The sequence below is a fragment of the Pseudomonas sp. JE3303 genome (assembly GCF_056312565.1).
The window spans coordinates 24,950-43,607 of sequence record NZ_JBWGIF010000004.1; the positions used below are offsets into that span (position 1 = coordinate 24,950).

Consider the following 18,658-nt stretch of genomic DNA (forward strand, 5'->3'; position numbering starts at 1 on the left):
AGATGAATAACGAAGTGCTAACCCCTGTCGAGATCAAGGACGCTCAACCTGTGCCCGAGCAACTGGTGCAAACGCCGCCCGACCTGCCGGTGGTGCCTGAGCCGCTGGTGGAGACGCCTGCGCCTGCGCCATTGCCGGCGCCGGCGATTGCCATTCCAAGCCTGGACGACAGCAGCCTGTACATTCATCGCGAGCTGTCGCAGTTGCAGTTCAACATCCGCGTGCTTGAACAGGCGCTGGACGAGAACTACCCGCTGCTCGAACGCCTGAAATTCCTGCTGATCTTCTCCAGCAACCTGGATGAGTTCTTCGAGATTCGCGTGGCGGGCCTGAAGAAGCAGATTACCTTTGCCCGTGAACAGGCCGGCGCCGACGGCCTGCAGCCGCACCAGGCGCTGGCGCGTATCAGCGACCTGGTGCACATCGAGGTCGATCGCCAGTACGCGATTCTCAATGATGTGCTGTTGCCGGAGCTTGAGAAGCACCAGATCCGCTTCATTCGTCGCCGCCACTGGACACAGAAGCTCAAGACCTGGGTGCGCCGCTATTTCCGCGACGAGATCGCGCCGATCATCACCCCGATCGGCCTCGATCCGACCCACCCATTCCCGTTGCTGGTCAACAAGAGCCTGAACTTCATTGTCGAGCTCGAAGGCGTCGACGCCTTCGGCCGCGACTCGGGCCTGGCGATCATCCCGGCGCCGCGCCTGCTGCCGCGGGTCATCCGCGTGCCGGAAGAGGTAGGTGGACCTGGCGACAACTACGTGTTCCTGTCGTCGATGATCCACGCCCACGCCGATGACCTGTTCCAGGGCATGAAGGTAAAGGGCTGCTACCAGTTCCGCCTGACCCGTAACGCCGACCTGGCGCTGGACTCCGAAGACGTGGAAGACCTCGCCCGCGCACTGCGCGGGGAGCTGTTCTCGCGGCGCTATGGCGATGCGGTACGTCTGGAAGTGGCCGACACCTGCCCGAAACAGCTCTCTGACTACCTGCTCAAGCAGTTCAACCTGAGCGAAAGCGAACTCTACCAGGTGAAAGGTCCGGTCAACCTGACCCGGCTGTTCAGCATTACAAGCCTGGACAGCCACCCGGAGCTGCAATACACCCCGTTCACCCCGCACATTCCCAAGCTGCTGCAGAACGCCGACAACATCTTCAGCGTGGTGAGCAAGCAGGACATCCTGCTCATGCACCCCTTCGAGTCGTTCACCCCGGTGGTCGACCTGCTGCGCCAGGCCGCCAAGGACCCGCACGTGCTTGCGGTACGCCAGACCCTGTACCGCAGCGGTGCCAACTCGGAGATCGTCGACGCCCTGGTCGACGCCGCGCGTAACGGCAAGGAGGTCACCGCGGTGATCGAGCTGCGCGCGCGCTTCGATGAAGAGTCCAACCTGCAGATGGCCAGCCGCCTGCAAGCGGCAGGCGCGGTGGTGATCTACGGGGTGGTGGGCTTCAAGACACACGCCAAGATGATGCTGATCCTGCGTCGCGAGGCCGGGGAGATCGTTCGCTACGCGCACGTTGGCACCGGTAACTACCATGCCGGCAACGCGCGCCTGTACACCGACTACAGCCTGCTGACGTCCGACGACGCGCTTTGTGAAGACGTTGGCAAGCTGTTCAGCCAGCTGATCGGCATGGGCAAGACGCTGCGCATGAAGAAGCTGCTGCATGCGCCGTTCACCCTGAAGAAGGGCATGCTCGACATGATCGCCCGGGAGACCCAGTTCGCGCTGGACGGCAAGCCAGCCCACATCATTGCCAAGTTCAACTCGCTGACCGATGCCAAGATCATCCGCGCGTTGTACAAGGCCAGCCAGTCAGGCGTGCGCATCGACCTGATCGTGCGCGGCATGTGCTGCCTGCGGCCGGGTATTGCGGGGGTATCGCACAACATCCACGTGCGTTCGATCATCGGCCGCTTCCTGGAACACACCCGGGCGTTCTACTTCCTCAATGGCGGGGAAGAACAGATCTACCTGTCGAGTGCCGACTGGATGGAGCGCAATCTCGACAAGCGTGTCGAGACCTGCTTCCCGGTCGATGGCAAGAAGCTGCTGCTGCGGGTCAAGAAGGAGCTGGAAAGCTACCTGACCGACAATACCCATGCCTGGATCCTGCAGGCGGACGGCCGCTACGTGCGCAGCACGCCGACCGGCAACCAGAACCCGCGCAGTGCCCAGGCCACTCTGCTCGAGCGCCTGAGCAATCCGGTGCTCAGCGTACGCTGAGGACGAAGCCGACCCGGGCCAGCCACTCTGCCTCGATGGCGAAGTCGGCCTGGGTCAGCTGGTTCTGTTCCAGCCAGCCCGAGGGGAATTCCACGTCCAGGCTGCCATCCGCGGCATGCAGCACGACCGCGGGCATCTCCTGGGTGCCACGGATGTGGTGGAACAGGATCGCGAAGCGCAGCAGCACGCACAGGCGGATCAGCTTGACCCCGTCCTTGCCGAAGTCGGCGAACTTGTCCTTGGGAATGTTGCGCCGGTGGCCGCGCACCAGAAGCGCCAGCATCAGCTGGTCTTCACGGGAGAAGCCCGACAGGTCGGAGTGCTCGATCAGGTAGGCGCCATGCTTGTGGTAGTGATAGTGGGCGATGTCCAGGCCCACTTCATGCACCTTGGCGGCCCAGCCCAGCAACTCGCGCCAGATACCTTCCTCGAGCCCCCAGTCCTTGGCTACCTGGTCGAAGGCGTGCAGCGCCTTGCGTTCGACACGGGCCGCCTGGCCCTGGTCGACATGGTAGCGTTCCATCAGCGAGGAGAGTGTGCGCTCGCGCACGTCTTCGTGGTGATGGCGGCCCAGCAGGTCGTACAACACGCCTTCGCGAAGCGCGCCGTCGCAGTGGTCCATGCGAGCCGGCTCCAGCGCGTCGAAAATCGCCTCCAGAATCGCCAGACCCGCAGGGAAGATGGCGCGGCGGTCTGGCTTGACGCCGTCGAAGTCGATCTTGTCGGTCTCGCCAAGCTTGAACAACTTGCGCTTGAGCCAGGCCAGGCCCTCGGCGTTGACTTCGCCATTGCCCATGCCGCCGGATTTCAGCGCCTGGCCAATGGCCCGGATAGTGCCGGACGAACCGATGGCCTCGTCCCAGCCCAGGCGGTGCAGCGCGTTCTCGATGCTCATCAGCTCAAGACGTGCAGCGGTGTAGGCCTGGGCATAGCGCGCCGGCGTGATCTTGCCGTCGCGGAAATAACGCTGGGTGTAGCTCACGCAGCCCATCTGCAGGCTCTCGCGCAACAAGGGCTCGAAGCGCTGGCCAATGATGAATTCGGTACTCCCGCCTCCGATGTCAGCCACCAGGCGTTTGCCAGGGGTGTCCGCCAGGGTATGGGACACCCCCAGGTAGATCAGGCGGGCTTCCTCGCGACCGGAAATGACCTCCACTGGATGGCCGAGGATGGCCTCGGCACGACGGATGAACTCGCCACGGTTGCGCGCCTCACGCAGGGCATTGGTGCCGACGATGCGCACCGACCCAGGGGGCATGCCGTTGATCAGCTGGGCGAAGCGCTTGAGGCAGTCCAGGCCCCGCTGCATGGAATCTTCGCTGAGCAGGCGGTCTTCGTTGATGCCGGCGGCCAGCTGAACCTTTTCCCCCAGCCGCTCGAGGATGCGTATCTCGGTGTGATGGGCCTTGGCCACCACCATGTGGAAGCTGTTGGAGCCAAGGTCGATGGCTGCGATCAGGGACAGGTTCTTCGCGGAGGTATGCGGCATGATCTCGGTGTTCTCGGTCGATTACCCGGCAATCCTGCCATGTTCCACTGCGCGCGCCAACGCACAGCATCACATGGCTTGATCAAGGGCAAGTGGCGGACAAGCCTGTCACTTTCCTGTGACAGCATCGATTTGGAACCTCACGCACAACTATAGTTACACTCAATCGGTCCTGACTTCCTGTAGGACGCGGGTGCAGCTATGATGGGCAACGTTTTTTTGCTTACGACCTGGAGACTTCCATGAGCAGCGATCTTATCAAACACGTCACCGACGCCAGCTTCGAAGCCGACGTACTGAAGGCCGAAGGCCCGGTACTGGTCGACTACTGGGCTGAATGGTGCGGCCCTTGCAAGATGATCGCGCCAGTACTGGACGATATCGCCGCTACCTACCAGGGTAAACTGACCGTCGCCAAGCTGAACATCGACGAGAACCAGGAAACCCCGGCCAAGCACGGCGTGCGTGGCATCCCGACGCTGATGCTGTTCAAGAACGGCAACGTCGAGGCCACCAAGGTCGGCGCACTGTCCAAGTCTCAGTTGGCGGCCTTCCTGGACGCCAATATCTGAGCAAAAAAAGCCCCGCATTCGCCGGGGCTTTTCTTTATCCGGTGACTAGACGCCGGAAAAAGCAGGTGTTACATTCGGCCTCGCACTGCTTCTCCAGTGCCCCCTGCACGCCGTCGCCGACGCACCCCCAATTAGAATCAGCACGCGATCCTTTCGCCTTCTCTGCGGCGCGGCTTCATTAAGCCAGAAGCTTAATTCTCCCTTCTTACATGATTACGTCACTTCCCATATGAACCTAACTGAACTCAAGCAAAAGCCGATTACCGATCTGCTCGAAATGGCCGAACAGATGGGCATAGAAAATATGGCCCGTTCGCGCAAGCAAGATGTGATTTTCTCCCTGTTGAAAAAGCATGCCAAAAGCGGCGAGGAGATCTCCGGTGACGGCGTGCTGGAGATTCTCCAGGACGGTTTCGGTTTCCTGCGCTCCGCCGATGCCTCGTACCTGGCCGGCCCTGACGATATCTACGTCTCTCCAAGCCAGATCCGTCGCTTCAACCTGCGCACCGGCGACACCATCGTCGGCAAGATCCGCCCTCCGAAGGAAGGCGAGCGTTACTTCGCGCTGCTCAAGGTCGACACCATCAACTTCGACCGTCCGGAAAACGCGAAGAACAAGATCCTCTTCGAAAACCTCACGCCGCTGTTCCCGAACAAGCGCCTGAAGATGGAAGCCGGCAACGGTTCCACCGAAGACCTCACCGGTCGTGTGATCGACCTGTGTGCCCCGATCGGCAAGGGCCAGCGCGGCCTGATCGTCGCCCCGCCGAAAGCGGGCAAGACCATCATGCTGCAGAACATCGCGGCCAACATCACCCGTAACAATCCCGAGTGCCACCTGATCGTCCTGCTGATCGACGAGCGCCCGGAAGAAGTGACCGAGATGCAGCGCACCGTGCGCGGCGAAGTGGTCGCCTCGACTTTCGACGAGCCGCCGACCCGTCACGTGCAAGTGGCCGAAATGGTCATCGAGAAGGCCAAGCGCCTGGTCGAGCACAAGAAGGACGTGGTCATCCTGCTCGACTCGATCACCCGTCTGGCCCGCGCCTACAACACCGTGATCCCGAGCTCCGGCAAGGTACTCACCGGCGGTGTCGACGCCCATGCTCTCGAGAAACCGAAGCGCTTCTTCGGTGCCGCGCGTAACATCGAGGAAGGCGGTTCGCTGACCATCATCGCCACCGCGCTGGTCGAAACCGGCTCGAAGATGGACGAAGTGATCTACGAAGAGTTCAAGGGCACGGGCAACATGGAACTGCCGCTGGACCGCCGCATTGCGGAAAAGCGTGTGTTCCCTGCCATCAACATCAACCGCTCCGGTACCCGCCGCGAAGAGTTGCTGACGGCCGACGACGAACTGCAGCGCATGTGGATTCTACGCAAGCTGCTGCACCCGATGGACGAGATCGCCGCCATCGAGTTCCTGGTCGACAAGTTGAAGCAGACCAAGACCAACGACGAGTTCTTCTTGTCGATGAAGCGCAAGTAAGGTCACGTTGTACGCAAAGGCCGGGGCGACCCGGCTTTTTGCTGTCTGGACTTTGCCAATTTCCTACAGTTCGGCGCTAAACTCTGCAGCCCGATCGATACGGCCAATACGAGGCTCACGCATGCAGTATCGCGATTTGCGCGATTTTATCCGCGGCCTGGAACAGCGCGGCGAACTCAAGCGCATCCAGGTTCCGATTTCCCCTGTCCTGGAAATGACCGAAGTCTGCGACCGCACCCTGCGGGCCAAGGGCCCGGCGCTCTTGTTCGAAAAGCCCACCGGGTTCGATATCCCGGTGCTGGGCAACCTGTTCGGTACTCCCGAGCGCGTGGCCATGGGCATGGGCGCCGAATCGGTCAGCGAACTGCGTGAGATCGGCAAGCTGTTGGCTTTCCTCAAGGAGCCCGAGCCGCCCAAGGGGCTGAAGGACGCCTGGTCGAAGCTGCCGATCTTCAAGAAAGTCATATCGATGGCGCCCAAGGTGGTGAAGGACGCCGCCTGTCATGAGGTGGTCATCGAAGGTGAAGATGTCGACCTTGGCCTGCTGCCGGTCCAGCATTGCTGGCCGGGCGACGTCGCGCCGCTGATCACCTGGGGTCTGACCGTCACGCGGGGCCCCAACAAGGAGCGCCAGAACCTCGGCATCTACCGCCAGCAGGTGATCGGCCGCAACAAGGTCATCATGCGCTGGCTCAGCCATCGCGGCGGGGCGCTGGATTACCGTGAGTGGTGTGAGAAGCACCCAGAGCAGCCGTTCCCGGTGGCGGTTGCCCTGGGCGCGGACCCGGCGACCATCCTGGGCGCGGTCACTCCAGTGCCAGACTCGCTGTCCGAATATGCCTTCGCGGGCCTGCTCCGCGGTAACCGCACTGAGCTGGTCAAGTGCCGGGGCAGCGATTTGCAGGTGCCGGCCACCGCGGAAATCATTCTCGAAGGCGTGATCCATCCTGGCGAGATGGCCCCCGAAGGCCCTTACGGCGATCACACAGGTTACTACAACGAAGTGGACAGCTTCCCGGTGTTCACCGTCGAGCGCATCACCCACCGGCGCAACCCGATCTATCACAGCACCTACACCGGCCGGCCACCGGATGAGCCGGCGATCCTGGGCGTGGCGCTGAACGAGGTGTTCGTGCCGATCCTGCAGAAGCAGTTTCCCGAGATCATCGATTTCTACCTGCCGCCCGAGGGCTGCTCGTACCGCATGGCGGTGGTGACCATCAAGAAGCAGTATCCCGGCCACGCCAAGCGGGTCATGCTGGGCGTGTGGTCGTTCCTGCGACAGTTCATGTACACCAAGTTTGTTATCGTCACCGACGATGACATCAATGCCCGTGACTGGAATGACGTGATCTGGGCCATCACCACGCGCATGGACCCCAAGCGTGATACGGTGATGATCGACAACACCCCGATCGACTATCTCGACTTCGCGTCGCCGGTGTCGGGGCTGGGGTCGAAGATGGGCCTGGATGCGACCAACAAGTGGCCGGGCGAAACCTCACGCGAATGGGGGCGAGCCATCGTCAAGGACGATGCCGTGACCCGGCGTATCGATGAGTTGTGGGATCAGTTGGGAATAGATTGATGCAGGTAACCTTGCAGCCGTCCGGGGCGGTACTCGCCGTCGAACCCGGAGAACGGATTCTGGATGCGGCGCGGCGACTGGGCTATGAATGTCCGCAAAGCTGCCGCAACGGTAATTGTCATGTGTGCGCGGCGTTGCTGGTCGAAGGCCGCGTGTGCCAGAACGGCGAGGTCCGCGATCACGGTGAGCTGTTCACCTGTATCGCCGAACCGCTGGAAGACTGCGTGCTCCTGTGGGATGGCGTGCTGGCCCTGGGCGAGCTGCCGGTGCGCAAGCTCGCATGCGTCCTGGACGAGTGCGTCGAGGTAGGTGGCGATGTCTGGCGCGTGCGCCTGCGTGCGCCGGCGGGCAAATTGCCGCGCTACCACGCGGGACAGTACCTGATGATCGAGCGCGAAGGCGCCGACAAGGCCGCCTTTTCAATCGCTTCTGCGCCCCATGCCGGGCGTGATATCGAGCTGCATGTGCTGGCCCGCGAAAACAGCGCACGCGAGCTGATCGCCCAACTGCAGCGTAACCAGATGGCCCGGATCGAGCTGCCGTTCGGCGACGCGCACCTGGCCGAGTTGCCGGAAGGACCGCTGGTGCTGATTGCGGCCGGTACGGGCATGGGCCAGATGCACAGCCTGGTCGAGCATTGCCGCGACCAGGGCTTCAAATACCCGGTGCATCTGTACTGGGGCGTGCGCCGGCCAGAGGATTTCTACCAGATCGAGCATTGGGCCGAGTGGCAGCGCCTGCCGAATCTCTTCCTGCACCAGGTGGTCAGTGATCTCTGCGGCTGGGAAGGGCGGTGCGGGATGCTTCATGAGGCGGTATGTGAAGACATCGCTGATCTCAACAGCGTGCATGTGTATGCCAGCGGCTCGCCGAACATGGTCTACGCCACACTCGACGCCCTGGTCGAGTCGGGCATGGATGCGCACCAGATGCGCGCCGACGTGTTCGCCTACGCGCCGCGCGGCTGATCTGTGTAGGAGCGCCCCGGCACAAGGCCGCTCCTACGCCACAACACAGCTTTCATCGGGGCTACTCCTTTGCGTGTGGTGGCCGATAAGTGTAGGTGGGGCAGGTGCCGGTCAACGAGCATCGTCCGCCCTGATAGGCCGTCATGGCCCGCGCTTGGGTTTGCCCCCCTGCGCTGGGGATGCTGGCGCCAACTGTAAGAGGAGCGAATTCGTGAAAGCGTGGATCTTGATGGTACTGGCGCTGATGTTGCCAGTGACGGCCCTGGCCGCCGAGGAAGCCAAGGAAGGGGAGCCCAAGGTAGCCTACATATCCCTGAGCCCACCCCTTGTCGGCAACTATGCCCTCGACGGCGGCCCCAAGCTGCGCGTCTACAAGGCCGACGTTGCCCTGCGCGTGACCGGCGATGCCGCCGCTGCTGCGGTCAAGCATCACGAGCCGCTGATCCGCAACCAGCTGGTCGCGCTGTTCACCCAGCAGACCCTGGAAAGCATGGGCAACGTCGAGGCCAAGGAAAAGCTGCGCCAGGAAGCGTTGAAGCAGGTCCAGCAGGTGCTCGAAGCCGAGGAAGGCAAGCCGATCGTCGAGGATCTGTTGTTCAACAATTTGATAGTGCAGTGATCCACGGGGGCGGGTTGGGGTCAGGTGGCCCGAGGGCTATCCAGCCAAGGCCCTGATCGCTTCCCATTGCTCCGCCGTCACCGGCATGACCGACAACCGGCTGCCTTTCTGCACCAGCGGCAACTCGGCGAGCGTATGTTGCTGCTTCAGATAACCCAGCTCCAGCACCCGCCCGAACGTGCACACATGGCTCACATCCACTGCACTCCACGGATTCTTCTCCGGGGTGGCCTTGGCATCGAAGTAAGGGCTCTCAGGATCGAGCGCGGTCGGGTCGGGATAGGCCGCTGCGGTGACGCGCGCAACCCCGGCTATGCCCGGTTGCGGACAGCTGGAGTGGTAAAAAAAGAATTCGTCACCTAAGCTCATAGCCCTCAGGAAGTTACGCGCCTGGTAGTTACGTACCCCATCCCAACGCGTCTGGCCCAGACGCGCCAAGGCTTTGATGGAGAGCTCGTCCGGCTCGGATTTCATCAGCCAATAGGCCATAGGTGCTGCTCCTGACAGATGCTGTAATAAATGGTTGCACGAAACCGACGGTCGGTTGACGTCATCGTTTGCGTGTCGACTCGTGTTGTCGGAGAATGCGCCGATTTTCAAGGCTAGACGTTGCCGCGATCCCAGCGAGGGATGGCTGTCGGCGTAATCAGTGTGCCCGAGGAGGGCAATAGATGAATCGCAAACCGGACGTGCTCTGGATCCTGGTCTTCATTTTTGGATTGGGTGTCGTCACCACGGGCTACGCGCAGAGCTTGCTCGAGCGCAAGGTCGACGAGTCCTATCAGACTCAAATCCAGCCTGTGCAGCAGAAACGCTGACCGCCATACTGGCGCCTTTCAGTCCGGCGCCAGGTACCAGCCACGGTCCGAGACCGTCCCGCGCAACGGTACATCCCAGCTGGCCTGGGCCAGCCGCTCGACCTTCTGGCATTCATGGGCCAGCCCCAACAGGAGTGGTTTCTTCCAGGCCTTGCGGCGCGATTGATAGGCCAGGCTGCGATCATAGAAGCCGCCGCCCATGCCAAGCCGTCCCCCCGCTTCATCGAATCCCACCAGCGGCAGCAGGATCAGGTCCAGCGACCATACCGGGCGTTGCCGCTTGCGGTTGATCACAGGCTCGGGAATGCGAAAGCGATTGCGGCGCAGCGTCTCGCCCTGCTCGAAACGCTGAAACGCCATGCGCGTACGTGGCCAGGCGTGCAGCACCGGCAGATACGTACGCTTGCCCCGGCGTTGCGCTTCGCGCAGCAAGAGGCGAGGGTCGATTTCGCTGTCGTTGGGCAGGTACAGGGCAATATGGCGGGCCCTGCGAAACAGTGGATGCTGGGCCAGCTGGCGATAGAGTCCGCAGGCGGCCTGGCGCTGCTCGGCCGGCGTGAGGGCTCGGCGGGCATTGCGCAGCAGGCGGCGAAGCTGGGGGCGGGTGAGCGGCGCGGTGTCGGTCATGGCACAGGCGGTCCCAGGTGTGCCTCGCCGCGGTCCACGGCAAAGCAAATGCCCGCCGGGGAGGGCGGGCAGGAAAAGAATTCAGGCTCCCCGACGTACCGCTGTCGGTGTAGCCCTTGAACCCGAAAGTTCAAGGTGGAGATTGCAGGGGGCGTTAAGGCTTTCCGTCGGGCGGACATGCACACCGGCCCCAGCGTGCAACCCCCGTGGTTGTGCGTATCGGCTCAGGGACATGACCGACTGGCGCGCACTCCAGGGAGTGGCGCCAGTATACCCATGCTCAACCGATTTTTGAATCCGTCTCGTCGACCAATGCCTGATCGACCCGATCTAGCAGGTCGCGCACCTGTTCGCGCGTGGTCCCGCTGGCCTGTACATCCGGGCGATCCTGGTTATGCAAGAGGTCGTGAGTGATGTTCAGCGCTGCCATCACCGCAATGCGGTCGGCGCCGATCACCTTGCCGCTGCTGCGGATCTCGCGCATCTTGCCGTCCAGGTAGCGGGCGGCGCTGACCAGGTTGCTGCGCTCTTCGGGCGGACAGATGATCGAGTATTCCTTGTCGAGGATCTGGACGGTGACGCTATTGCTTGAACTCATGAGTCTTGCTCCAGGGCCTTGAGGCGCAAAATCATCGACTCGACCTTGCGTCGGGCGATCTCGTTCTTTTCGATGAGGTGGGCGCGTTCCTCACGCCAGGATCTGTCCTGACGTACTAGGAGTGCATTTTGCCGCTTAAGTTGCTCGACTCGCTCGATCAGCAATTCGAACCGGCTCATCAGCGCTTGCAGGTCATTTTCTTGCATGGGTTGCACTCGATTCAGTGGCACTCGATACGGACTGACGTGATTGCCGGGCGATCATGCCCCGTCTGAGCCTGCAACGGCCAGTGCCGATGGTCTTGGCGCGCCTGCCGGTGCTAGGATACAAGGCCTTCATTCTAGTCATTGCGCCGCCTGGCGCCTAGTTAACCATGCCTAATACCAATTCCCCGTACACCGCCTTTGCCACCCTGCTCTCGAGCAATGGCCATCCTGTCTCCCCAGCCGAGCTCCACGGCCTGCTGCTTGGCCGTTGCTGCACCGGCGCCGGGTTCGACGCCGACGCCTGGCTGGCCGATGCCGCCCAGCTGCTCGAAGTCGAGCCTGTGGATAACGTTCGCAATGCGCTGATTGGCCTGCAGGAAATGGTCAAGGGCGAGCTTACTGGCGAGGACGTGACGATCGTCCTGCTGCTGCCGGGCGATGAAACCGCGCTGACCGAACGCGCCGTCGCGCTTGGCCAGTGGTGCCAGGGCTTCCTGGCAGGTTTTGGCCAGAACGCCGGTGGCCTGGAGCTGAGCACCGAGGCCAAGGAAGTACTGCAGGACCTGGTAGCCATCTCGCAGGTCCAGGACGCTCTCGAAGAGTCCGAGGACGGCGAAAGCGACTACATGGAAGTCATGGAATACCTGCGCGTGGCGCCCCTGCTGCTGTTCACCGAGCTTGCCAAACCGGTCGAGCCTGCGGCCAAGCCATCGCTGCACTGACAGACAGGGGTCCCTTTGCCCATGAGCCACATACCCAAGGCGGAATACACCCGTCGGCGCAAGGCGCTGATGGAGCAGATGGTCCCCAACAGCATCGCCATCCTGCCAGCCGCTGCCATCGCCATCCGCAACCGCGATGTCGAGCACGTGTACCGCCAGGACAGCGATTTCCAGTACCTGAGCGGCTTCCCGGAGCCCGAAGCGGTGATCGCCCTGATACCAGGGCGCGAGCATGGCGAATACGTGCTGTTCTGCCGCGAGCGCAATCCCGAGCGCGAGCAGTGGGATGGCCTGCGGGCAGGACAGGAAGGCGCGATCCGTGAATTTGGTGCCGACGATGCCTTTCCCATCACCGACATCGACGAGATCCTGCCGGGCCTGATCGAAGGCCGCGAGCGGGTCTACTCGGCCATGGGCAGCAACCCCGAGTTCGATCGCCACCTCATGGACTGGATCAACGTGATCCGCTCCAAGGCCCGCCTCGGTGCCCAGCCGCCGAAAGAATTCGTTGCCCTGGATCACCTGCTGCACGACATGCGTCTGTACAAGTCGGCAGCGGAAGTCAAAGTGATGCGCGAGGCTGCGGCGATTTCGTCGCGAGCCCATGTACGGGCCATGCAGGCGTGCCGTCCGGGCTTGCGCGAGTACAGCCTGGAAGCCGAGCTCGACTACGAGTTCCGCAAGGGCGGGGCGCGCATGCCGGCCTACGGCTCTATCGTCGCCGCCGGGCGCAACGGCTGCATCCTGCATTACCAGCAGAACGACGCCCTGCTCAAGGACGGCGACCTGGTACTGATCGACGCTGGGTGCGAGATCGACTGCTACGCCAGCGACATCACCCGCACCTTCCCGGTCAGCGGCCGTTTCTCGCCCGAGCAGAAGGCCATCTACGAGCTGGTGCTCAAGGCCCAGGAGGCAGCGTTCGCGGCCATTGCGCCGGGCAAGCACTGGAACCACGCCCATGAGGCGACGGTGCAGGTGATCACCGAAGGGCTGGTGGAGCTCGGCCTGCTCAAGGGCGATGTACAGGCGCTGATCGACAGCGAGGCGCATCGTGCCTTCTACATGCACCGCGCCGGGCACTGGCTGGGCATGGATGTGCATGACGTGGGCGATTACAAGGTAGATGGCCAGTGGCGCGAGCTCGAACCGGGCATGGCACTGACCGTCGAGCCGGGCATCTACATAGGCGCGGATAACCAGAGCGTTGCGAAGAAGTGGCGCGGCATCGGCATACGCATCGAGGACGACGTGGTGGTGACCCGGCAAGGGTGTGAAATCCTCACCACGGGCGTCCCCCGGACCATCCCCGAGATCGAGGCACTGATGGCCGCTGCGCGCAGTGAGGCTGCATGAGCCGGGTCAACCTGGCGATCATCGGCGGCGGCCTGGTCGGTGCCAGCCTTGCGCTGGCGCTGCAGGCTGGCGCCAAGGCGCGTGGCTGGAAGATCCTGCTGATCGAGCCCTTCGCTCCGGGTGACAGTTTTCAGCCAAGCTATGACGCGCGCTCTTCGGCACTGTCGTTCGGTACCCGCCAGATCTACGAACAACTGGATGTCTGGCAGGCGATCAGCCACCGCGCCGCGCCGATCAGTCAGATCCAGGTGTCCGACCGCGGCCGCTTCGGCGCGACTCGCCTGGAGGCCCTTGAAGAAGGCGTGCCGGCACTGGGCTATGTCGTCGAGAATGCTTGGCTTGGCCAGTGCCTGTGGCAGCACCTGGACGCCGACGTCGTGAGCTGGCGCTGCCCGGCCGAGGTCAGGGCCATGCAGGCCGTGGCCGGAGGCTATCGCTTGCAGCTCGACGACGACACGCTCGTCGAATGCGACCTGGCGGTGCTGGCCGATGGGGGCCGTTCGGGCCTGCGCGAGCAGTTGGGTATCCACGTGCGCCAACGCCCGTACGACCAGAGCGCGGTGATCGCCAACATAACTCCGGGCGAAGCCCACGGCGGCCAGGCCTTCGAACGCTTCACCGAAGACGGCCCCATGGCCTTGCTGCCGCTGCCCGACAACCGTTGCGCGTTGGTCTGGACCCGTCAGGGGATGGACGCCAAGCGCCTGGTCGAGCTGGATGAACGCAGTTTCCTGAAAGAGCTGCAAGGTGTGTTCGGCTACCGCCTGGGCGCCCTGCGCCAGGTGGGTGTGCGGCACCTGTATCCGTTGTCCTTGATCGAATCCCAGGAGCAGGTGCGTGCGAATCTGGTGGTGCTGGGCAATGCCGCGCACAGCCTGCACCCGATCGCCGGGCAGGGCTTCAACCTGTCGCTGCGTGATGTGCAGTCGCTGGCCGAAGCCTTGCTTGCCGGCCCCCAGAAGCCCGGAGACCTGACAACCTTGCAGGCCTATCAGCAGCGTCAGCGTCTCGACCAGGCCATGACCATCGGCTTTTCCGACCAGGTCACCCGTCTGTTCGGCACAGGCCATCCCCTGCTGGCCGCGGGGCGCAACCTCGGCTTGCTGGGGCTGGATCTGCTGCCGCCGGCCAAGCGCTGGTTCGCTCGTCAGGCCATGGGGCTCGGTACTCGCCCCGATCCACAAGTCGATGAATCTCCCAACGCGCGGGTCGATCCGCGAACGAGGCACTCCTAAGGCATGGAAATGCGCGCAGATGTACTGATTGTCGGTGCCGGAATGGTCGGCAGCGCCCTGGCCCTGGCCCTGCATCACAGTGGCCTGGAGATCCTGTTGCTCGACGGTGGACCGATGACTGTCAGGCCACACGATCCCGAAGCGCCGTTCGAACCGCGGGTCAGCGCGCTGTCGTCCGCCAGCCAGCGGATCCTCGATCGGCTTGGCGCGTGGCAGGGCATCAGCCAGCGGCGCCTGAGCCCCTATTCGGACATGCGCGTCTGGGACGGCAGCGGTACCGGCCAGATCCACTTCTCGGCAGCCAGTGTGCACGCCCGGGTGCTTGGCCATATCGTCGAGAACCGGGTAATCCAGGACAGTTTGCTGGAGCGCTTGCACGACAGCGATGTTGGCCTTCTGGCCAATGCCCGGCTTGAACAGATGCGACGCTCGGGTGATGAATGGTTGCTCACCCTCGCCGATGGCCGCCGCCTGCGTGCGCCATTGGTAATTGCCGCCGACGGAGCTCAATCCGCCGTCCGCCGCCTGACCGGTTGCGAGACGCGTGAATGGGACTACCTGCACAACGCTATCGTCACCAGCGTGCGCTGCAGCCAGCCGCACCAGGCCACGGCCTGGCAGCGCTTCACCGACCACGGCCCGCTGGCCTTCCTCCCGCTGCTGCGCGACGGTCGGCAAGACTGGTGCTCGATCGTCTGGTCGACGACTCCGGAGCAGGCCGAAAAAGCCATGGGGATGGACGACCAGGCCTTCTGTCTTGCGCTGGAACGCGCGTTCGAAGGGCGCCTGGGAACCGTGCTGCAGGCCGACCCGCGCGTCTGCGTGCCGCTGCGCCAGCGCCATGCCAAGCGCTATGTGGCCGAAGGCCTGGCGCTGATCGGTGACGCGGCGCACACCATCCATCCGCTGGCAGGCCAAGGCGTCAACCTGGGCTTTCTCGACGCCGCAGTGCTCGCCGAAGAGCTGCAGCATGCCTGCGACCGTGGCGAGCGCCTGGCCGACGAGCGTGTGCTGAGCCGCTACGAGCGCAGGCGGATGCCGCACAACCTAGCCCTGATGGCCGCCATGGAAAGCTTCGAGCGGTTGTTCCAGGCCGATCCGCTGCCGCTGCGCTGGCTGCGCAACAGCGGCCTCAAGCTGGTCGAGCGGATGCCTGAGGCCAAGGCGCTGTTCGTGCGCCAGGCGCTGGGCCTGTCCGGCGATCTGCCTGAACTGGCGCGTGCCTGAGGCTAGCTGCAACATCCGGTAACCTCTGCAGGCCATGATCGGTTTGAGATGGCAAATGTGATTCACTACCATTTGGCCCCTTCCGAATCTTTCGAGGACTGCAGCATGTCGTCACGCAAGCACCTACTGGCCGCCCTGGCCCTGACCCTGGTCGGCACGGCCGCCCAGGCGGCGGACGAAGTCGTGGTGTATTCCTCGCGCATCGACGAGCTGATCAAGCCGGTGTTCGACGCCTACACCGCCAAGACCGGCGTGAAAATCCAGTTCATCACCGACAAGGAAGCGCCGCTGATGCAGCGCATCAAGGCCGAAGGCCAGAACGCGACGGCCGACCTGTTGCTGACCGTCGATGCCGGCAACCTCTGGCAGGCCGAGCACATGGGTATCCTGCAGCCGATCAAGTCGGCCATCATCGACCAGAACATCCCGCCGCAGTACCGTTCCTCGAGCCACGAGTGGACCGGGCTGAGCCTGCGGGCGCGGACCATTGCCTACGCAAGCGACCGGGTGAAGCCCGAAGAGTTGAGTACCTACGAGGCGCTGGCCGACGAACAGTGGGAAGGCCGCCTGTGCCTGCGCACTGCCAAGAAGGTCTACAACCAGTCGCTGACCGCTACCCTGATCGAGACCCATGGCGAGCAGAAGACCGAAGAGATCATCAAGGGCTGGGTCAACAACCTGTCCACCGACGTGTTCTCCGACGACATTGCAGTGCTGCAGGCCATCGAGGCCGGGCAGTGCGACGTGGGCATCGTCAACAGCTACTACTACGGCCGCCTGCACAAGGAGCAGCCCAAGCTGCCGATCAAGCTGTTCTGGCCGAACCAGGGTGATCGTGGCGTGCATGTCAATTTGTCGGGCATCGGCCTGACCAAGCACGCGCCGCACGCCGAGGCTGCAACCAGGCTGGTCGAGTGGATGACCAGCGAAGAAGCGCAGAAACTGTTTGCCGACATCAACCAGGAATTCCCGGCCAACCCGAAGGTGAAGCCCTCGGCTGAGGTTGCGGCATGGGGTGAGTTCAAGGCTGACAGCATCCCGGTGGAAGTGGCCGGCAAGCGCCAGGCCGAAGCGATCCGCCTGATGGATCGCGCCGGCTGGAATTGAGGCTGGATCTACCCACTGTGGGAGCAGCCCGCTCCCACAGGATCGCATCGCGTTTGCACCAACCACCGCACCACATCGAGATGATCTCTTGTCACACCCCCGCCATTGGTACCCCCCGGTACTGTTCATTGCCGCCCTGGTGCTACTGCCCCTGAGCGTCCTGCTGCTCTCGTGGCAGTCAATCGACATGCAGATCTGGTCGCACCTGCTCGAAACCCAGATGAGCAGGCTGCTCGGCAATACCCTGACCCTGGTGCTGGGTGTCGGTGTCGGGGTGACGGTACTGGGTGTGAGTCTGGCCTGGCTCACCAGCCTGTGCGAGTTTCCGGGCCGGCGGTGGCTCGACTGGGCATTGATGCTGCCATTCGCCATCCCGGCCTATGTGCTGGCGTTTGTCTTCGTCGGCCTGCTGGACTTCGCCGGCCCCGTCCAGAGCGCGCTGCGCGAGGTGTTCGGTCCCATGCGCCTGCCGCGCGTGCGCTCCACCGGCGGAGTGATCACGGTACTGGTGCTGGTCTTCTATCCCTACGTCTACCTGCTCGCACGCACCGCATTCCTGGCCCAGGGCAAGGGCCTGATGGAGGCGGCGCGGGTGCTCGGCCTGTCGCCGCTGCAGGCGTTCTGGCGGGTAGCGCTGCCCATGGCGCGCCCGGCCATTGGGGCAGGCATCGCTCTGGCGCTGATGGAAACCCTGGCCGACTTCGGCGCGGTGGCGGTGTTCAACTTCGACACCTTCACCACCGCCATCTACAAGACCTGGTACGGCTTTTTCAGCCTGTCCAGCGCGGCCCAGCTGGCCAGCCTGCTGCTGCTGGTGGTGATGCTGGTGCTCTACGGAGAGCGGCGGGCCCGCGGCGCGACCCGTACCGGCCATGAGCGTCCGCGGGGCAAGGCGTTGTACCACCTGCGCGGGATCAAGGCCTTCGCGGCCAGTGCCTGGTGCCTGCTGGTGTTCGCCTGCGCGTTCGTGATCCCCATGCTGCAGTTGCTGGTGTGGTTCTGGAAACGCGGGCGCTTTGACCTGGACGAGCGCTATGCCGGCCTGATCCTGCACACGCTCTACCTGGGCGCCATGGCCGCACTGATCACCGTGAGCGTCGCATTGCTGCTGGCCTTCGCCCGGCGCCAGGCGCCAACCCAGGGTATCCGCGCTGGCGTGGGCCTCGCCAACCTCGGGTATGCGCTGCCAGGCTCGGTGCTGGCCGTGTCTATCATGCTGGCGTTCAGTTACCTTGATAATCAGCTGGTGGTGCCGCTGTCGGCCTGGCTCGGCGGCGCGGGCAGGCCGCTGCTGCTGGGAAGCCTGGCGGCCTTGCTGCTGGCGTACCTGGTGCGCTTCATCGCCGTGGCCTACGGTCCCCTGGAGAGCAGCCTCGAGCGTATCCGGCCGTCATTGCCCGAGGCGTCCCGCAGCCTTGGCGTCAGCGGCCTACGGTTGTTTTTCAAGGTATATCTGCCGTTGCTGGTGCCGGGCGCGCTGAGTGCCGGACTGCTGGTGTTCGTCGATGTGCTCAAGGAAATGCCCGCCACCCTGCTCATGCGCCCGTTTGGCTGGGAAACCCTGGCCGTGCGGGTGTTCGAGATGACCAGTGAAGGGGAGTGGTCACGGGCCTCGCTGCCAGCCCTGACACTGGTGCTCGTCGGCCTGCTGCCAGTCATCGGGCTGATTCGCCGTTCAGCGCGGCGTCCCGGTCACATTCAGTGAGGATGCCAGTCCGCGCCCTTGCGGCTACAATGCGCGGCATTCGCTGCGGCGGGTCCTACAAGACCTGGTAGCCGGTACATGCTGCCGACCGCCGCCGC

The 18,658-nt window shown here is 63.5% G+C and carries 18 protein-coding genes and 1 other RNA gene; 13 read left to right on the top strand and 6 right to left on the bottom strand.

Annotated features, from left to right (window positions below; translation table 11 throughout):
* Positions 1-2: 2 nt before the first annotated feature.
* Complete coding sequence (ppk1, locus tag AC0ZZU_RS07140) at positions 3-2,234, top strand: polyphosphate kinase 1 (protein WP_476339821.1); 2,232 nt, start codon at positions 3-5, stop codon at positions 2,232-2,234.
* Here the strand turns inward: ppk1 and ppx are convergent.
* Entirely contained in the window at positions 2,221-3,723 is a 1,503-nt protein-coding gene (gene ppx / locus AC0ZZU_RS07145; protein WP_476339822.1) for an exopolyphosphatase, read from the bottom strand. The genes ppk1 and ppx overlap by 14 nt on opposite strands.
* A gap of 242 nt (positions 3,724-3,965) precedes the next feature.
* Here ppx and trxA point away from each other — a divergent pair, with 242 nt between their 5' ends.
* The 5 genes from trxA to AC0ZZU_RS07170 all read left to right on the top strand — a co-directional run bounded on the left by trxA (position 3,966) and on the right by AC0ZZU_RS07170 (position 8,959).
* Positions 3,966-4,295, top strand: a complete 330-nt coding sequence (trxA, locus tag AC0ZZU_RS07150; protein ID WP_136478672.1) for a thioredoxin TrxA — start codon at positions 3,966-3,968, stop codon at positions 4,293-4,295.
* 229 nt (positions 4,296-4,524) lie between these two features.
* Positions 4,525-5,784 (top strand): transcription termination factor Rho, encoded by a 1,260-nt coding sequence (rho, locus tag AC0ZZU_RS07155; RefSeq protein WP_023532437.1) that lies wholly within the window; start codon positions 4,525-4,527, stop codon positions 5,782-5,784.
* Between the two features lie 121 nt (positions 5,785-5,905).
* Complete coding sequence (gene ubiD / locus AC0ZZU_RS07160; protein WP_476339823.1) at positions 5,906-7,372, top strand: 4-hydroxy-3-polyprenylbenzoate decarboxylase; 1,467 nt, start codon at positions 5,906-5,908, stop codon at positions 7,370-7,372.
* A complete protein-coding gene (locus tag AC0ZZU_RS07165) occupies positions 7,372-8,340 on the top strand; it encodes a CDP-6-deoxy-delta-3,4-glucoseen reductase (RefSeq protein WP_476339824.1) in 969 nt (322 codons plus the stop codon). The genes ubiD and AC0ZZU_RS07165 overlap by 1 nt, the downstream gene beginning before the upstream one ends.
* A 211-nt stretch (positions 8,341-8,551) precedes the next feature.
* Complete coding sequence (locus tag AC0ZZU_RS07170) at positions 8,552-8,959, top strand: flagellar basal body-associated protein FliL (protein ID WP_476339825.1); 408 nt, start codon at positions 8,552-8,554, stop codon at positions 8,957-8,959.
* 36 nt (positions 8,960-8,995) lie between these two features.
* On the opposite strand, the gene AC0ZZU_RS07175 is transcribed toward AC0ZZU_RS07170, so the two are convergent.
* Positions 8,996-9,448 carry an EVE domain-containing protein gene (locus AC0ZZU_RS07175; RefSeq protein ID WP_476339826.1) on the bottom strand — a complete coding sequence of 151 codons (453 nt, stop codon included), beginning with the start codon at positions 9,446-9,448 and terminating at the stop codon, positions 8,996-8,998.
* A 182-nt stretch (positions 9,449-9,630) separates the two neighbouring features.
* On the opposite strand from AC0ZZU_RS07175, the gene AC0ZZU_RS07180 reads away from it, so the two are divergent.
* Positions 9,631-9,777 carry a hypothetical protein gene (locus AC0ZZU_RS07180; RefSeq protein ID WP_191622552.1) on the top strand — a complete coding sequence of 49 codons (147 nt, stop codon included), beginning with the start codon at positions 9,631-9,633 and terminating at the stop codon, positions 9,775-9,777.
* Between the two features lie 18 nt (positions 9,778-9,795).
* Here AC0ZZU_RS07180 and AC0ZZU_RS07185 read toward each other — a convergent pair whose 3' ends face one another.
* The 4 genes from AC0ZZU_RS07185 to AC0ZZU_RS07200 form a co-directional block, all read right to left on the bottom strand.
* On the bottom strand, positions 9,796-10,404 hold the full coding sequence (locus AC0ZZU_RS07185; RefSeq protein ID WP_476339827.1) for a 5-formyltetrahydrofolate cyclo-ligase: 609 nt from the start codon (positions 10,402-10,404) through the stop codon (positions 9,796-9,798).
* A gap of 83 nt (positions 10,405-10,487) precedes the next feature.
* A non-coding RNA gene (gene ssrS, locus AC0ZZU_RS07190) (6S RNA) lies at positions 10,488-10,666 on the bottom strand.
* A gap of 18 nt (positions 10,667-10,684) precedes the next feature.
* Positions 10,685-11,002, bottom strand: coding sequence for a cell division protein ZapA (locus tag AC0ZZU_RS07195; RefSeq protein ID WP_158461549.1), 318 nt, complete (start codon positions 11,000-11,002; stop codon positions 10,685-10,687).
* Positions 10,999-11,208, bottom strand: a complete 210-nt coding sequence (locus AC0ZZU_RS07200; RefSeq protein ID WP_158461548.1) for a TIGR02449 family protein — start codon at positions 11,206-11,208, stop codon at positions 10,999-11,001. The genes AC0ZZU_RS07195 and AC0ZZU_RS07200 overlap by 4 nt, the downstream gene beginning before the upstream one ends.
* A 167-nt stretch (positions 11,209-11,375) precedes the next feature.
* Here AC0ZZU_RS07200 and AC0ZZU_RS07205 point away from each other — a divergent pair, with 167 nt between their 5' ends.
* The 6 genes from AC0ZZU_RS07205 to AC0ZZU_RS07230 all read left to right on the top strand — a co-directional run bounded on the left by AC0ZZU_RS07205 (position 11,376) and on the right by AC0ZZU_RS07230 (position 18,560).
* Positions 11,376-11,930 carry a YecA/YgfB family protein gene (locus AC0ZZU_RS07205; RefSeq protein ID WP_476339828.1) on the top strand — a complete coding sequence of 185 codons (555 nt, stop codon included), beginning with the start codon at positions 11,376-11,378 and terminating at the stop codon, positions 11,928-11,930.
* 21 nt (positions 11,931-11,951) lie between these two features.
* Positions 11,952-13,286, top strand: coding sequence for a Xaa-Pro aminopeptidase (gene pepP, locus AC0ZZU_RS07210; RefSeq protein ID WP_476339829.1), 1,335 nt, complete (start codon positions 11,952-11,954; stop codon positions 13,284-13,286).
* A complete protein-coding gene (gene ubiH, locus AC0ZZU_RS07215) occupies positions 13,283-14,521 on the top strand; it encodes a 2-octaprenyl-6-methoxyphenyl hydroxylase (RefSeq protein ID WP_476339830.1) in 1,239 nt (412 codons plus the stop codon). Before pepP ends, ubiH begins: the two co-directional genes overlap by 4 nt.
* A 9-nt stretch (positions 14,522-14,530) precedes the next feature.
* Positions 14,531-15,748 (top strand): 2-octaprenyl-3-methyl-6-methoxy-1,4-benzoquinol hydroxylase, encoded by a 1,218-nt coding sequence (locus AC0ZZU_RS07220; RefSeq protein WP_476339831.1) that lies wholly within the window; start codon positions 14,531-14,533, stop codon positions 15,746-15,748.
* Between the two features lie 105 nt (positions 15,749-15,853).
* Positions 15,854-16,855 carry an extracellular solute-binding protein gene (locus AC0ZZU_RS07225; RefSeq protein WP_476339832.1) on the top strand — a complete coding sequence of 334 codons (1,002 nt, stop codon included), beginning with the start codon at positions 15,854-15,856 and terminating at the stop codon, positions 16,853-16,855.
* A gap of 88 nt (positions 16,856-16,943) precedes the next feature.
* Complete coding sequence (locus AC0ZZU_RS07230; RefSeq protein WP_476339833.1) at positions 16,944-18,560, top strand: ABC transporter permease; 1,617 nt, start codon at positions 16,944-16,946, stop codon at positions 18,558-18,560.
* Positions 18,561-18,658: the final 98 nt, after the last annotated feature.

Coding starts and splice junctions, on each gene's coding strand:
- ppx (WP_476339822.1), bottom strand. CDS start 3,723: ATGCCGCATACCTCCGCGAAGAACCTGTCCCTGATCGCAGCCATCGAC.
- AC0ZZU_RS07220 (WP_476339831.1), top strand. CDS start 14,531: ATGCGCGCAGATGTACTGATTGTCGGTGCCGGAATGGTCGGCAGCGCC.
- AC0ZZU_RS07225 (WP_476339832.1), top strand. CDS start 15,854: ATGTCGTCACGCAAGCACCTACTGGCCGCCCTGGCCCTGACCCTGGTC.
- AC0ZZU_RS07200 (WP_158461548.1), bottom strand. CDS start 11,208: ATGCAAGAAAATGACCTGCAAGCGCTGATGAGCCGGTTCGAATTGCTG.
- pepP (WP_476339829.1), top strand. CDS start 11,952: ATGAGCCACATACCCAAGGCGGAATACACCCGTCGGCGCAAGGCGCTG.
- AC0ZZU_RS07195 (WP_158461549.1), bottom strand. CDS start 11,002: ATGAGTTCAAGCAATAGCGTCACCGTCCAGATCCTCGACAAGGAATAC.
- rho (WP_023532437.1), top strand. CDS start 4,525: ATGAACCTAACTGAACTCAAGCAAAAGCCGATTACCGATCTGCTCGAA.
- AC0ZZU_RS07185 (WP_476339827.1), bottom strand. CDS start 10,404: ATGACCGACACCGCGCCGCTCACCCGCCCCCAGCTTCGCCGCCTGCTG.
- AC0ZZU_RS07180 (WP_191622552.1), top strand. CDS start 9,631: ATGAATCGCAAACCGGACGTGCTCTGGATCCTGGTCTTCATTTTTGGA.
- AC0ZZU_RS07175 (WP_476339826.1), bottom strand. CDS start 9,448: ATGGCCTATTGGCTGATGAAATCCGAGCCGGACGAGCTCTCCATCAAA.
- ubiD (WP_476339823.1), top strand. CDS start 5,906: ATGCAGTATCGCGATTTGCGCGATTTTATCCGCGGCCTGGAACAGCGC.
- AC0ZZU_RS07165 (WP_476339824.1), top strand. CDS start 7,372: ATGCAGGTAACCTTGCAGCCGTCCGGGGCGGTACTCGCCGTCGAACCC.
- AC0ZZU_RS07205 (WP_476339828.1), top strand. CDS start 11,376: ATGCCTAATACCAATTCCCCGTACACCGCCTTTGCCACCCTGCTCTCG.
- ppk1 (WP_476339821.1), top strand. CDS start 3: ATGAATAACGAAGTGCTAACCCCTGTCGAGATCAAGGACGCTCAACCT.
- trxA (WP_136478672.1), top strand. CDS start 3,966: ATGAGCAGCGATCTTATCAAACACGTCACCGACGCCAGCTTCGAAGCC.
- ubiH (WP_476339830.1), top strand. CDS start 13,283: ATGAGCCGGGTCAACCTGGCGATCATCGGCGGCGGCCTGGTCGGTGCC.